Source organism: Methylobacterium sp. WL116, from assembly GCF_008039455.1.
GTDB lineage: Bacteria > Pseudomonadota > Alphaproteobacteria > Rhizobiales > Beijerinckiaceae > Methylobacterium.
The window spans coordinates 1-14,057 of record NZ_VRUV01000065.1 but is presented as its reverse complement, the minus strand read 5'-3'; the positions used below and the strand labels follow the sequence as shown (position 1 = coordinate 14,057).

14 protein-coding genes are annotated in these 14,057 nt (G+C 70.9%); 4 read left to right on the top strand and 10 right to left on the bottom strand.

Features of this window, described 5'->3' with window-relative positions; genetic code table 11:
• The 5 genes from FV223_RS08025 to FV223_RS08005 all read right to left on the bottom strand — a co-directional run.
• A partial coding sequence (locus tag FV223_RS08025; protein WP_147726319.1) for a DUF4167 domain-containing protein occupies positions 1 to 943 on the bottom strand: 943 nt, incomplete at its 3' end.
• 442 nt (positions 944 to 1,385) lie between these two features.
• Entirely contained in the window at positions 1,386 to 2,228 is an 843-nt protein-coding gene (prmC, locus tag FV223_RS08020) for a peptide chain release factor N(5)-glutamine methyltransferase (protein ID WP_246686570.1), read from the bottom strand.
• 53 nt (positions 2,229 to 2,281) lie between these two features.
• Complete coding sequence (gene prfA / locus FV223_RS08015) at positions 2,282 to 3,367, bottom strand: peptide chain release factor 1 (RefSeq protein WP_147726318.1); 1,086 nt, start codon at positions 3,365 to 3,367, stop codon at positions 2,282 to 2,284.
• A 60-nt stretch (positions 3,368 to 3,427) separates the two neighbouring features.
• The gene (gene ptsP / locus FV223_RS08010) at positions 3,428 to 5,692 is read right to left on the bottom strand and encodes a phosphoenolpyruvate--protein phosphotransferase (RefSeq protein ID WP_147726317.1); all 2,265 of its coding nucleotides are present in this window, start codon (positions 5,690 to 5,692) and stop codon (positions 3,428 to 3,430) included.
• Positions 5,693 to 5,777: 85 nt separating this feature from the next.
• Positions 5,778 to 7,013 (bottom strand): aspartate kinase, encoded by a 1,236-nt coding sequence (locus tag FV223_RS08005; protein ID WP_147726316.1) that lies wholly within the window; start codon positions 7,011 to 7,013, stop codon positions 5,778 to 5,780.
• A 280-nt stretch (positions 7,014 to 7,293) separates the two neighbouring features.
• Between FV223_RS08005 and ubiG the strand changes: the two genes are divergently transcribed.
• From ubiG to FV223_RS07990, 3 genes are read left to right on the top strand one after another with little or no spacing between them, the layout of a single operon-like run.
• Positions 7,294 to 8,082, top strand: a complete 789-nt coding sequence (gene ubiG / locus FV223_RS08000; protein WP_147726315.1) for a bifunctional 2-polyprenyl-6-hydroxyphenol methylase/3-demethylubiquinol 3-O-methyltransferase UbiG — start codon at positions 7,294 to 7,296, stop codon at positions 8,080 to 8,082.
• A 45-nt stretch (positions 8,083 to 8,127) separates the two neighbouring features.
• Positions 8,128 to 8,688, top strand: a complete 561-nt coding sequence (locus FV223_RS07995) for a YbhB/YbcL family Raf kinase inhibitor-like protein (RefSeq protein ID WP_147726314.1) — start codon at positions 8,128 to 8,130, stop codon at positions 8,686 to 8,688.
• A 49-nt stretch (positions 8,689 to 8,737) separates the two neighbouring features.
• Positions 8,738 to 9,712, top strand: a complete 975-nt coding sequence (locus tag FV223_RS07990; RefSeq protein ID WP_147726313.1) for an NADPH:quinone oxidoreductase family protein — start codon at positions 8,738 to 8,740, stop codon at positions 9,710 to 9,712.
• Between the two features lie 4 nt (positions 9,713 to 9,716).
• On the opposite strand, the gene FV223_RS07985 is transcribed toward FV223_RS07990, so the two are convergent.
• The 5 genes from FV223_RS07985 to FV223_RS07970 all read right to left on the bottom strand — a co-directional run bounded on the left by FV223_RS07985 (position 9,717) and on the right by FV223_RS07970 (position 13,022).
• Complete coding sequence (locus FV223_RS07985; protein ID WP_147726312.1) at positions 9,717 to 10,730, bottom strand: adenosine kinase; 1,014 nt, start codon at positions 10,728 to 10,730, stop codon at positions 9,717 to 9,719.
• A 67-nt stretch (positions 10,731 to 10,797) separates the two neighbouring features.
• Positions 10,798 to 11,352: a Uma2 family endonuclease gene (locus tag FV223_RS07980; protein WP_147726311.1), complete on the bottom strand. Its 555-nt coding sequence runs from the start codon at positions 11,350 to 11,352 to the stop codon at positions 10,798 to 10,800.
• Between the two features lie 43 nt (positions 11,353 to 11,395).
• Positions 11,396 to 11,716, bottom strand: coding sequence for a hypothetical protein (locus FV223_RS07975; protein WP_147726310.1), 321 nt, complete (start codon positions 11,714 to 11,716; stop codon positions 11,396 to 11,398).
• Positions 11,701 to 11,871: a hypothetical protein gene (locus tag FV223_RS30185; protein ID WP_187276091.1), complete on the bottom strand. Its 171-nt coding sequence runs from the start codon at positions 11,869 to 11,871 to the stop codon at positions 11,701 to 11,703. Before FV223_RS30185 ends, FV223_RS07975 begins: the two co-directional genes overlap by 16 nt.
• Positions 11,872 to 12,002: 131 nt before the next feature.
• Positions 12,003 to 13,022: an aldo/keto reductase gene (locus FV223_RS07970; RefSeq protein WP_147726309.1), complete on the bottom strand. Its 1,020-nt coding sequence runs from the start codon at positions 13,020 to 13,022 to the stop codon at positions 12,003 to 12,005.
• Positions 13,023 to 13,225: 203 nt separating this feature from the next.
• Here FV223_RS07970 and FV223_RS07965 point away from each other — a divergent pair.
• A partial coding sequence (locus tag FV223_RS07965) for a protein-methionine-sulfoxide reductase heme-binding subunit MsrQ (protein ID WP_147726308.1) occupies positions 13,226 to 14,057 on the top strand: 832 nt, incomplete at its 3' end.

The following is a 14,057-nucleotide window of genomic DNA, read 5'->3' as shown; positions in this document are numbered from 1 at the left end:
CTTCCGCACGCACCGGCGCCTCGGCGCGGGCCGGCATCTCGGTCCGGGCCTCCTGGCGCGGCTCGCGGCGCGGCTGCTCCGTGCGTCCGTTCTCGTTACGGTTCTCGCGGGGCGCTTCGGCGCGCGGCTGCTCCTGACGAGACGGATCCTGGCGCGAAAGGTCCTGGCGCGGAAACTCGTCCCGCGACTGATCGCGGCGGTTGAACTCGGCGCGGTTCTCCTGCCGATTGTCCTGGCGCGGATACTCCTGCCGCCCGTTCTCCTGCCGCCCGCTGTCCTGGCGGTTGAAGGTCTGCCGGGGCGCGTCCTGGCGATCGTAATCGGCGCGCTGGCCGTGCTCCTGGCGGCCCTGATCCTGCCGGCCGCCGTCCTGGCGGTTGCCGTCGGGACGCTGGTTGTCGAAGCGGGCGCCGTTGTCGAAGCGCGGCCGGTCGTTGCGGTTGTTCTGGAACCGGTCGCGGCGCTCCTGGCGGTCGCCGCGGTTCTGGTTCTGGCCGAACCTGTCCTGCTGGTTGCGATCCTGGCCGCGATCCTGGCGCCCGTCCTGCTGGCCGCCCTCGCTGCGGTTGTCGTAGGGCTGCGGCTGTTGGCCCGGATCGCCGTATTCGGGCGCGTAGCCGGCATAGCCCTGGCCGTTGGCCTCGCCGCCCTGCTCTTCGTCGCCGTCCTCCATGTCGTCGTCGTACGACCGCGAGGCGTAGCCGGCGCCGGCCTGCGGGCGGCCCTGCTCCTGCGCGCCGGAGATGATCCGGAAATAGTGCTCGCCGTGCTGGAAGTAGTTCTCCGCCGCCACCGGGTCGCCCGCCGCCTGCGCGTCCCGCGCGAGCTGAGCGTACTTGTCGGCGATGTGCTGGGCGGTGCCGCGGACTTTGACGTCGGGTCCGTTGGATTCGTAGGACCGGGTCAGCGGGTTCGGGCCCTTCGGCCGGTTCCGGCCGCGCACCCGTCGGTTCTGGTTTGGTCTCATCGGTCTCAGATGACCCTCGTTACTGCGAAAGGCGCGTCTGGTCGGGGGGAAGGCTGGGGGCCGGGCTCCCGAGGCGCCGCAGTGCGGGTCCTCGCCGGCGCCCGCGGACGGATTATCGGAATTGATCCACGAACCGCTCGCCTACCAGCCGTCTGTCCCGATCCCTCGGGGCCTACGCTTGCGTCCAAGACGCCCGTCGATTGTCAGGTTCGAAAACCGCCGCGCCGCTGCTCGAACCCGAGCCTGCGTCTGATCGACGGTGGAGCGATCGGCCGCCACCCCGTAAAGGATGCGCTATACCGAACCTACGGCTTTCCGTCTTAACGGATCGTCCGCGAACCGCAAGTCGAGACGGGGGATCCAGCGCGAAGTTGATGGGGATTCCGGCGAATTTTGCGTGATCGGTGCCATAAATCCCCTATGCGGGCGCCTTGTCGGGCCGACCGACGAACGACGCGACCCGCGTATGCCCGGCGAGATCGCGCGTGATGCCGCTCTGTCGAAGGCCCGCCTTCCGGCCCAGCTCCGTCACGGCGTCCGCCTGATCGTAGCCGATCTCGAGGTGGAGCGAGCCGCCCGGCGCGAGCAACCCGCCTGCCGTCGCATCGACGATCCGTCGATAGGCCGCAAGCCCGTCGCCGCCGCCGTCGAGCGCGGCCATCGGATCGTGCTCGCGCACCTCGCGATCGAGGCCGGCGATCACGGCGCTGGCGATGTAGGGCGGGTTCGAGACCACCCGGTCGAACCGGCCCACGAGCGCCTCGCACCAATCGCCGGCGACGAACAGGGTGCGATGAGCGACGCCATTGTCGAGCGCGTTTGCGCGCGCCGTGCGCAGGGCATTCCAGGAGCGATCGAGGCCGATGCCGGTCGCGTTCGGCAACGCGCTCAACAGCGCGACCAAGATGCAGCCGCTGCCGGTGCCGAGGTCGAGGATGCGGAGGGGGGCCGCCGTGTCCGAAACCGTTTCCAGCGTGGCGTCGACCAACGTTTCGGTGTCGGACCGCGGCACCAGCGTTTCCGGGGACAGCCGGAACGGCAGGCCCCAGAACTCCCACGTTCCGAGAATGCGGGCCACCGGTTCTCCGGCAACGCGCCGGCGCGCGGCGGCCTCCAACCTGTCCGCGCCCTCCGATCCGAGGGCTCGGCCGCCGTGCAGCGCGAGGTCGACGGCGCGGAGATCGAGCACGCCGAGCATCAGGAAGCGGGCATCGCCCTCGGGTATGCCTTCCGCGGCGAAGCATTCGGCGAGGCGCCGCAGGGCAAGGCTGCGCGTATGATCCGGGCGGACGATGCGCGCGTCGGCCCGTCCGCTCACGCCATGCCTTCCGCGGCGAGCAGCTCGGCCTGATGCTCCGTCACGAGCGCGTCGACCAGCTCGTCGAGGGCGGTGCCGGCGAGCATCTCCTCCAGCTTGTACAGGGTGAGGTTGATTCGGTGGTCGGTCACCCGGCCCTGCGGGAAGTTGTAGGTTCGGATGCGCTCCGAGCGGTCGCCGGTGCCGACCTGCGACTTGCGGTCGGCGGCGCGGACCGCATCCTTGGCCGAGCGCTCGGCATCGTAGAGCTTGGCCCGCAGCAGCGACATCGCGCGGGCGCGGTTCTTGTGCTGGGAGCGCTCCTCCTGGACGAAGATCACGATCCCCGACGGCAGGTGGGTGATGCGGATCGCCGATTCGGTCTTGTTGACGTGCTGGCCGCCGGCCCCCTGCGAGCGCATGGTGTCGATCTTCAGGTCGGCGTCGTTGACGACGATGTCGACCTCCTCGGCCTCGGGCAGGACCGCGACGGTGGCGGCGGAGGTGTGGATCCGCCCCTGCGCCTCGGTGTCGGGCACGCGCTGGACCCGGTGGGCGCCGCTCTCGAACTTCAGGCGGGCGAAGACGCCGCGGCCCTTCACCTCCGCCACGACCTCGCGATAGCCGCCGACGGTGCCCTCGCTCTCGGAGATGACCTCGACCTTCCAGCCCTTGGTGTCGGCGTACTTGGCGTACATCCGGAACAGGTCTCCGGCGAACAGCGCGGCTTCGTCGCCACCGGTGCCGGCGCGGATTTCGAGGATCGCGCTCTTCTCGTCGGCCGCGTCCTTGGGCAGCAGCATCAGCTGCAGGTCGCGGTGCGCCTTGATCAGCGCGTCCTCGGCGTCGGGCTTCTCGGCGGCGGCGAGCGCACGCATCTCCGGGTCGCCGCCGGGCTCGTCGATCAGCGCCTCGACCTCGGCCAGGTTGGCGGCCGCGGCGCGATAGGCGTGGATGCCGGCGACCACGGGATCGAGATCCGACAGCTCGCGGGAGAGCTGGACGATGCTCTCCGAGCTCGCATCGCCGGCGGCGAGGGTGCCGGTGACGATGTCGTGGCGCACGAGGATGGCGTCGAGGCGGTCGGGGGGAAAGGGGATCATCGACCGGGGTCTACTCTGGGACGCTGACGGAAACGAGCCTGGTCTTCACGCTGGGCGGGGTCAGACCGGGATGCCGTGGGCCTTGGCGAAGGCGGCGAGCGCCGGGCGGATCGAGGCGCCGTCATGGGCGCGGGCCATCTCGGCGTCGATCACGTCGGCGATCGCCCGCGCATCGAGGCTCAGCACCATCGCCTTGATCGGGCCGATCGAGGCGGGCGACATCGAGAGGTCGCGGAAGCCCATGCCGATCAGCGCCATCGCCTCGAGCGGCCGTCCGCCGATCTCGCCGCACACCGTCACCGGGCATCCGGCCGCGTTCGCGCGCTCGGCGATCAACCGGAAGGCGCGGATCGCCGCGGCGCAGAGCGGATCGAACCGGTCCGCGACGCGGCGGTTCTCGCGGTCGACCGCAAACAGGAACTGCATCAGGTCGTTCGAGCCGACCGACAGGAAGTCGGCCACCTGCGCGATCTCGTCGATCTGGAACAAGAGCGAGGGCACCTCGACCATCGCGCCGAGGCGGCAATCGCTCGGCAGCGGATGGCCGTGGCGGCGCAGATGCGCCTTCTCGCGATCGACGATCGCCTTGGCCCGGACGAACTCGTCGACCGTGGCGACCATCGGGAACATGATCTTGAGCGGGCGCCCGGCCGCCGCCCTCAACAGCGCGCGCAGCTGCACACGAAGCAGCGCCGGTCGGTCGAGGCCGATCCGGATCGCGCGCCAGCCCAGCGCCGGGTTCTCCTCCTCGAGCTTGGGCATGTACGGCAGGATCTTGTCGCCGCCGATGTCGAGCGTGCGGATCGTCACCGGCCGGTCGCCGGTGGCGGCGAACACCGCCTCGTACAGCGCCTGCTGCTCGGCCGCCGAGGGCATCCGCTGCGCCACCATGAACTGCAGCTCGGTGCGGAACAGGCCGATGCCCTCCGCGCCGGTCTCGTTGAGGTGGCCGAGGTCGACGAGCAGGCCGGCATTGAGGTGCAGGCCGATGCGGATGCCGTCCCGGGTGATCGCGGGGACGTCGCGCAGCGCCCGGTACTGCTCCTGCCGCTTGGCGCGCAGGCGCACCATCTCGGCATAGGCCGCCTCGATCTCCGGCCCCGGGCGGACCTGGACCTCGCCGGAGACGCCGTCGACGATGATCGCGTCGCCCGAATCGCACAGCGCCGTCGCGTTCTCGACCTCGCCGACGGCAGGGATGCCGAGCGCCCGCGCGACGATCGCGATGTGGCTCGTCGGACCGCCCTCCTCCAGCACGACGCCGCGCAGGCGCGATGGATCGTAGTCGAGCAGCGCCGCCGGGCCCATCGAGCGGGCGACCAGGATCGCGTTGTCGGGCAGGTAGGCGCCCGCGCCCGCGCCCTCCTGCCCGGTCAAGCGGCGCAGCAGGCGGTTGGCGAGGTCGTCGAGGTCGTGCAGGCGATCGCGCAGGTACGGGTCGCTCTGGCGCATCATCCGGGCGCGGTTGTCCGACTGGACGCGCTCGACCGCCGCCTCCGCGGTCAAGCCCGAGACCACTGCCTCGCGCATCCGGCGCAGCCAGCCCTTGTCGTGGGCGAACATGCGCACCGTTTCCAGCACCTCGCGAGATTCGCCGGTGCCGATCTTGTCGCCGCGCTCGACCAGGTCGTCGATCGCCGAGCGCACCGCCTCGATCGCGGCCTCGAGCCGGGCGATCTCGGCCTCGACGTTCTCGGCGATCAGCGTCTTCACGACGATGCGCGGCTCGTGCAGCACCACGTGGCCGAGGCCGATGCCGTCGGCGAGCACGACGCCGCGGGCGTTGACGGCGCGGCGCGCCGCGGTGCCGGCGTCGGGAGCCAGCCCCTGCAGCTCGCCAGACGCGATCATCTCCGAGAGCACCATCGCGGTGGTCTGGAGCGCCTCGATCTCCTCGTCGGAATAGACGCGGTAGGTCTTGTTCTGGACGGTGAGCACGCCGAGCGTGTTGCCGGCCCGGAGCAGCGGCACGCCGAGGAAGGCGTGATACGCCTCCTCGCCCGTCTCTGGGCGGTAGGAGAAGGCCGGGTGGGTCTGCGCGTCGGAGAGCGACAACGGCTCGGCCGTCTGCGCGATCAGGCCGACGAGGCCCTCGTCGGCGCGCATCCGGGTCAGGTGGACCGCCTCGCGGTTCAGGCCCTCGGTGGCGAACAGCTCGAGCGTGTTGTCGTCGCGCAGGACGTAGACCGAGCACACCTCGGCGATGACGTTGGCGGCGATGACCACGACGATGCGGTCCAGGCGCGCCTGGGGGCTGACCGGCTCCGCCATGGCTTCGCGGAGGCGGCGCAGCAGCAGGCGCGGGCCTCCGGGCGCAGCGGGCATCGTCTGGTCAATCCCCTGTCAGCGCGACGCCGGGTGTCGGCGCCGGGCAATCTCAGGTCGCACCCGTCGGACGGGCCTGCAAGCCTCAGGCCTGATCCAGGCCGTATAGCGAGTGGAGCGTGCGGACGGCAAGCTCGGTATAGGCCGCGTCGATCAGGACGGAGAACTTGATCTCGGAGGTGGTGATCGCCCGGATGTTGATGCCCTTGTCGGCCAGCGCCCGGAACGCCTTGGCCGCCACGCCGGCATGGCTGCGCATCCCGACGCCGATCGCCGAAACCTTCACCACGTCGGTGGCGCCCTCGATCTGCGCGAACCCGATCGTGTCGTGCGCCCGGTCGAGCACCGTGCGCGCCCGGTCGTAGTCGGCGGCCGGCACCGTGAAGGTCATGTCGGTGGTCGACTGGTCGCCCGACACCGTCTGGATGATCATGTCGACGTTGATGTTGGCGTCGGCCAGCGGCCCGAAGATCGCGGCGGCGACGCCGGGGCTGTCCTTGACGCGGCGAAGCGTGATCTGCGCCTCGTCCCGCGCGAAGGCGATCCCGGTGATGATCTGCTGTTCCACGTCTGTGTCCTCGTCGCAGATGAGGGTGCCGGGGCGCGCGGCGTCCGGCGGATCGAAGGAGGAGCGGACCGTGGTCGGCACCCGGTGCACCATGGCGAGCTCGACGGAGCGGACCTGCAGCACCTTGGCGCCGAGCGAGGCCATCTCCAGCATCTCCTCGAAGGTGACGCGCTCCATGCGCCGCGCCTTCGGCACGACGCGTGGGTCGGTGGTGTAGACCCCGTCCACGTCGGTGTAGATGTCGCAGCGCTCGGCGCCGATGGCGGCGGCGACGGCCACCGCGCTGGTATCCGACCCGCCGCGGCCCAACGTCGTGATCCGGCCGGTCTCGGCATGGATGCCCTGGAAGCCGGCGATCACCGCGACCTCGCCGCGCTTGAACCCTGCGTCGAGCCGGGTGCCGTCGATCTCCTCGATGCGGGCCGAGCCGTGCGCGTCGGACGTCAGGATCGGCACCTGCCAGCCCTGCCAGGAGCGGGCCGGGATCCCGGCTTTGCGCAGCGCGATCGCCAGGAGGCCCGAGGTCACCTGCTCGCCCGAGGCGACCACGGAATCGTACTCGGCGGCCTCGTATTCGGGGTCGGCGTCCTTGACCCAGCCGACGAGCTCGTTGGTCTTGCCCGACATCGCCGAGACCACGACCGCGACCTCGTAGCCGGCCGCGACCTCGCGTGCGACGTGGGCGGCCACGTTGCGGATGCGCTCGACGTTGGCGACCGAGGTGCCGCCGAATTTCATCACCAGACGGGGCATGCAGCGTCCGCGTTTCTCAAACTTCGTCGAACGACCGATCCGGGCTCAGATGTCCGGGCGTGTTCGGCGGCCTCCAACGATTCGCGAACGGCCGCGCCGCCGGCTGTACCGGACCGGCGTCCGGCGGGTACAAGCGGGGTCGGGGGCTGTCAACACGCCGCCAAGCTCCACTTACCCGGAATGCAGGGTCGGCAGCACCCGCTCGGCCGGTCGCCCGTGCGCGGTCGGCGCGGGACTGCGACCACCGAGCGCGCGCCGTCCCCGAATGGAAAGAGATCGGATGACCATCGACGAGACCGCCGCCGGGATCGAGGCAGGTGCGAGCAGCAGCGCGGGCCTCGGCTTCGTCGACCCCGGCGAGGTCGCCCGGTTCGATGCGCTCGCCGCGACGTGGTGGGATCCGCGCGGTCCGATGCGGGTGCTGCACCGCTTCAACCCCGTCCGCCTCGCCTACATCCGCGACGCGGTCTGCCGTCATCACGGGCGGTCGGTCGAGACGCCGTTCGCGCTGCAGGGCCTCTCGATCGTCGATGTCGGCTGCGGCGGCGGCGTGCTGTCGGAGCCGCTCGCGCGCCTGGGCGCCGACGTCACCGGCCTCGACCCGGCGGCGCAGAACATCGCCGCCGCGCGACGCCACGCGGAGGCCGAGGGCGTGCCCGTCGACTATCGCGCCGAGACCATCGAGTCTGTGGTCGCCGCGGGCGAGACCTTCGACGTGGTGCTGATCATGGAGGTGATCGAGCACGTGACCGACATGCCGGCCTTCGTCCGCACGGCGGCGTCGGCGGTGAAGCCCGGCGGCCTGCTCTTCGCCGCGACGCTCAACCGGACGATGCGCTCCTTCGCGCTCGCCATCGTCGGCGCCGAGTACGTCCTCGGCTGGCTCCCCAAGGGCACCCACGACTGGGAGAAGTTCGTGACGCCGTCCGAGCTGTCGGCGGCGCTCGGCGGCGGCGGCCTGTCGGTCACCGACACCACGGGCGTCGTCTACAATCCGCTCACCGACGGCTGGCGGCTGGGCCGCGATACGGCGGTGAACTACATGCTGGCGGCCGAGCGCCCGGCCTAGCACGCAGGGCACTGTTCGACCGGCGTCAGAATCGAAGGAGACCCGATGCTCGAGAAGATCCCCGCAGCGGTCGGCCAGGCCCTGTCCGGCCTCAAGGCCGGCCTCGAGAAGACCGTCTTCCACGCCGATTTCGCCGATGCCCCGGAGACGATCGCGCTGACGAGCCCGGCCTTCGCCGACGGCGCCGGCATGCCGGTCCGCTTCACCGCGGATGGCGACGGGACGTCGCCGCCGCTCGCCTGGAGCGGCCTTTCCGCGAGCACGGCGAGCGTCGCGATCCTCGCCGAGGATGCCGGCAGCCCGACGCCGCAGCCGCTGGTGCACCTCATCGTCTGGAACCTCGCGCCGGACGTTTCGGATCTGGCCGAGGGGGCGGCCTCTGCGAACGCGCGCGTCGATCTCGGCAAGAACAGCTTCCTCAAGGACGGCTGGCTTCCGCCCGACCCGCCCACCGGCCACGGCCCGCACCGCTACCTGTTCCAGGTCTACGCCCTCGACCGCCTCCTCGACCTGCCGGCCTCGCCGGGCCGCGGCGCCCTGGTCGATGCGATGCGCGGCCACGTCCTGGCCAAGGGATCGCTGGCGGGAATCTACGAGCGGCGCTGAGGCGATCGGCTGGCCTTGGGCAACTGGTGAAACGAACGGAAGGCGCGCGATGAAGGCTCTCCTGTGCACCCGGCTCGGCGGCCCGGACGACCTGTCGATCGCGACGCTGCCCGATCCCGTCCCCGGCCCGGGCGAGGCCCTGGTGCGGGTCACCGTCGCCGCGCTCAACTTCTTCGACACGCTGATCATCGCCGGGCGCTATCAGGTGAAGCCCGAGCTGCCGTTCTCGCCCGGGGGCGAGGCCTGCGGCGTGGTAGAGGCCCTGGGACCGGGCGCGGACGGCGTGCGGGTCGGCGATCGGGTGATCGTGCATGCCAAGCACGGCACCTGCCGCGAACGGCTCGCGGTGCCCGCACGCATGCTGACGCCGGTTCCGGCCGGGGTGAGCGACGAGCAGGCTGCCGGCCTCACGATCACCTACGGCACGTCCCTCCATGCCCTGCGCAACCGCGCGAAGATCCGGCCCGGCGAATGGCTCGCGGTGCTCGGGGCGTCGGGCGGGGTCGGTCTCGCGGCGGTCGAGCTCGGGGCGCTGCTCGGGGCCCGGGTGATCGCCTGCGCCTCCTCGGAGGACAAGCTCGCCATCGCCCGGCAGCACGGGGCGGAGGTGGGCCTCGTCTACGATCCGGCCACCCTGCGCGACACCCTGAAGGACGCGACCGGGGGCAAGGGCGTCGACGTGGTCTACGACGCGGTCGGCGACGCCTTCTCGGAACCGGCCTTCCGCGCGCTGACCTGGCGCGGCCGCTTCCTCGTCGTGGGTTTCGCCGCGGGCGAGATTCCCCGCCTGCCCCTCAACATCATGCTGCTGAAGGAGCTCGACGTGATGGGCGTCCACTGGGGCGTCTTCACCGAGCGCGAGCCGGAGGTGCACCGCGAGAACCAGCGCCAAATGCTCGCATGGGTCGCCGAGGGGCGGCTGACCGCGCGGGTGCACGGCGCCTACCCCCTCGAGGACTACGCCGCGGCCCTCGGCATCCTCAGCCGGCGCGAGGCGGTGGGCAAGGTGCTGCTCCGGCCCTGATCCTTCAGATCAGCCCCTGCGCCTTGGCGAGCGCGACGAGGTCGCCCTGCGGCCGGGCGCCGATGTGCTGGATCACCTCCGCCGCCGCGAGCGCGCCGAGGCGGGCCGAGGTGACGTAGTCGAGGCCGCGGGCGTGACCGGCCAGGAAGCCGGCGGCGAAGAGGTCGCCCGCGCCGGTGGTGTCGATCACCTCGCGCACCGGCGAGGCCTCGACCGAGCGGATCTCGCCGCCCTTCACCACCATCGCGCCCTCGGACGAGCGCGTGACGAGGCCGAGCAGGTGCCGCCCGCGGGCGTCGCGCTCGTCGCGGAGCGCCTTCAGCGCCACGTCCGCGTCGTCGGTCTGGTAGAGGCTCTGCAACTCGCCGATGTTGGCGAACAGGATGTCGACGCTGCCGTCGCGGATCAGCCCGAGGAACTCGTCGCGGTAGCGGCCGACGCAGAACGCGTCCGACAGGGTCAGCGCCACCGCGTTGCCGGCGCCGTGGGCGATCGTCACCGCCTTGCGGAACGCGTCCTTGGCGGCCGGCGGGTCCCAGAGGTAGCCCTCGAGGTAGACGACGCGGGCGCTCGCGACCGTCGCCTCGTCGAGGTCGGCCGGCGACAGGCCCTGGCAGGCGCCGAGATAGGTGTTCATCGTGCGCTCGCCGTCGGGCGTCACGAGGACGAAGCAGCGGGCGGTGGCCGGCCCGTCGGTCGCCACCGGCACGTCGAACGCGACGCCGGTCGCCTTCAGGTCGTGGCTGAACAGGCCGCCGAGCTCGTCGTCGCGGACCTTGCCGACGAAGCCGGTCTTGGCGCCGAGCAGCGCCGCGCCGACCGCCGTGTTGGCGCCCGACCCACCCGACACGATCGTCGCCGGCCCCATCGCGGAGAACAGCGCCTCGGCGCGCGGCTCGTCGATCAGCGCCATCGCGCCCTTCGGCACGCCCTGGTCGGCGAGGAAACCCTCGTCCGTGCGGGCGATGACGTCGACGATGGCGTTGCCGAGCACCAGGAGGTCGAGGCGAGCGGTCATGCGGGCGTCCCTTCGGAAATTCGCTCGCGCTCTCGCACCGGCGCCCGGCAGGGTCAAGCGAGGCGGCTCAGGCGTCGTCGTAGAGTTCGGCGAGCGGGACGGTGATGCCGGGAGGATCGAAGGTCAGCACGCCGTCCGAGACGATACGCGTCTCGATGACGTCGTCGGCGCGACGATGATGGTGGACGGCGAGGCGTTTGACCGTGTCGATGAGGAGGTAATGCATCACGCTCGGGATGCCGAAGTAGCCTGCGAATTTCGCGCCCGTATCGATCGATCGCGTGCTCGGCGAGAGGACTTCGACCACGATGACCGGATCCGTCACTTCCACCGTGTCCGGATCGAGACGAGGTCCGCAACGCACGAGGGCGTCAGGCTCGAAAGCCGTGGTGCGTTCGATCCGAATCGTCATTCCGTCCGGGAGCACCTGGCAGGGCAAGCCCTCCCGCCGAATGGCAGCCCGCAACGCGAGTTGAGCGGCGAATTTCGTCTCGGCATGCCGGACCCGTTCCGGCGACATCGCGAAGACCTCGCCGTCGAGCAACTCATGCCGCCCCGGTCGTCCCTCGCCCCAGGCCAGGAACTCGTCGACGGTCATGCGCGGTTTCGGCTTCACGCTCATGCGGCGAGCGTAACATGTCCCGATCGGGCCGCGAAGGCGGCCGCTACTGCATCGACTTCACTTCGCACTGCGCGTAATCGGCGCTCGCCTTCACGTAGGCGTTGAGCTTCTGCACGTAGCCTTCCGCGATCGGCCGGAACGCCTGGAGCTGCAGGTTGTAGGCCTTGATCGCGTCGTTGTAGCTGTAGGCCTCCCAGCCCGGGCACCCGCCCTTGGCATCGAGGCAGGCGGGTTTCGCCGGCAGGGCCGGCTTCTCCGGCTTGGCCGAGGCGGGCGGCGGCTCCGGAAGCGGGCAGGCGGCGAGTGCCGCGCCGGGGCAGACCAGCGCAAGGACGAGCGAGGATCGGCTCAGGAAACCGCGCATGGACAGGTCGAGCTCCGTTCGGCCCGCCGCGGGGCCGCCTGCACGAACAGATCGGTCTGGACCCGCAGGATGACGGGCTTCAGGTCGAGATGCGCGATGCGCGACAGTTCGATCAGCCCGGACAGGTCGGGCGCGACCTCGACGGATGGGGGCATGGCACTTCGGATACGCAGGAACTGGATCGACCATCACGCTAGGGTCGTTTGCGTGAATCGACCTTTAAGCCGCTCGCCGAAGCGACGTGTCGTCCTGCGCCAAGATCGGATCGGCACGAGGCCGATCCGCCTCAGACCTTCGTGCCGCTCACCGTCACCCGGCCCTCGATCGGGTACGCCGGATCGTTGTAGCCGGGCGTCGAGGGATGGCCGGTCACGACGAGGCCGTCGACCAGGGCCTCGTCCTCGGGCGTGAGGCGATAGTCGAGCCCGCCGAGGTAGTCGGTCCATTGTTCCATGGTCCGCGGGCCGGCGATCACCGCGGTCACGGCGCGGTTGTTCATCACCCAGGCGAAGGCGAACTGCCCGGCGGTGATGCCGCGCGCCTCGGCATGGTCCTTCAGGGTGCGGGCGATGCGCAGCGATTCCGGGCGCCATTCCGTCTGCATCATCCGCGTGTCCTGGCGGCCGGCTCGGGTGTCGGCCGGCGGCGGGGCGTCGGGATCGTACTTGCCGGTCAGCACGCCGCGGGCGAGCGGCGAGTACGGCACCACGCCGAGGCCGAAATGCGCGCAGGCCGGCAGGTGCTCGGTCTCGGGCATGCGGTTGAGCGCGTTGTAGTACGGCTGGCTCACCACCGGCCGGTCGATGCCGTAGGCGTCGCACAGGCGGCAGATCTCGGCGATCCGCCAGGAACGGTGGTTCGAGACGCCGAAGTGCCGGATCTTGCCCTGGCGGACCAGGGTCTCCATCGCCCGCACGGTCTCGTCGAGCGGCGTCGCGTGGTCCTCCTTGTGGAGGTAGTAGATGTCGATGAAGTCGGTCCCGAGCCGGCGCAGGCTCTCCTCGGCGGCGCGGAGGACGTGGACGCGCGACAGGCCGCGATCGTTCGGCCCGTCGCCCATCGGGTTCGCGACCTTGGTGGCCAGCACCCAGGCATGCCGATCCGTCGCGATCGCGCGGCCGGTGATCGCTTCCGAGGCGCCGGAATTGTAGACGTCGGCGGTGTCAATGAAGTTCACGCCCGCATCCCGGGCGCTCGCGACGATGCGCGCGGAATCGGCCTCGTCGGTGGCACCGCCGAACATCATCGTGCCGAGGCAGATCGGCGAGACCTTGAGGCCCGAGCGGCCGAGCGTGCGGTAATCCATCGGAGGCGGTCCTGCGTCGTGGGGTTGCGGGGGTATCTCGGCCGGGATCGCGGAGGGTCAACCGTCGTCGCAGGTTCGGAACCGGGAATGGCCCGTGCCCGTAACCGGAGGCACAGCGCGGCGAATGGGTCGCGTGCGCTCCCCGCGCCGTGCCGGCCGACCAGGCCGCCAACCATCATCGACACCGCATGCGAAGAGCCGAGATGTCCCACGCCCTGCCGCTGCCCTGGCTCGACCGCGCCGGACGCCTCTCGCTCCTGAAGCTCGTCGCGTTCCTGCTCGCCGTCGCCCCGGCCGTCTACCTCGCCGGCGCCTACGCGACGAACGCGCTCGGGCCGAAGCCGATCACGGCGCTGATCCACGGCACCGGCGAGTGGACGATCCGCTTCCTGCTGGCCTCCCTCGCGGTCACGCCGCTGCGGCGGGTGGCGAACTGGCCGAAGCTGATCAACGTCCGGCGCCTGCTCGGCGTGACCACGGCGGCCTACGCGCTGGCGCATCTCGCGCTGTACGTGGTCGACCAGAACTTCGACCTCGCCAAGGTTGTCTCCGAGATCGCGCTGCGGTTCTACCTCACGATCGGCTTCGTCGCGCTCGTCGGCCTCATCGCCCTCGGGGCGACGTCGACGGACGCCGCGATCCGGCGGATGGGCGCGAGCTGGTCGCGCCTCCACAAGGCGGCCTACGCGATCGGCATCCTCGGGCTGCTGCACTACTTCCTGCAATCGAAGATCGACGTCTCCGATCCGGTGTTCTGGACCGGGCTGTTCGTGCTGCTGATGGGCTGGCGCCTGATGCAACGGTTCAGGCTGCCGATGCGGCCGTGGTCGCTCGCGCTGCTCGCCGTTGCCGCCGCCCTCGCGACCGCGGGCATCGAGGCGGCCTGGTACAGGATCAAGAGCGGCATCCCGGCCGACCTCGTGCTCGGCGCCAACCTCGACTTTTCCGACGTGATCCGCCCGGCCTGGTGGGTCCTCGCGGTCGGCCTGACGCTGCCCGTCGTCGCCCTCGTGCGCGTGCCGCTGGGTGCGAAGG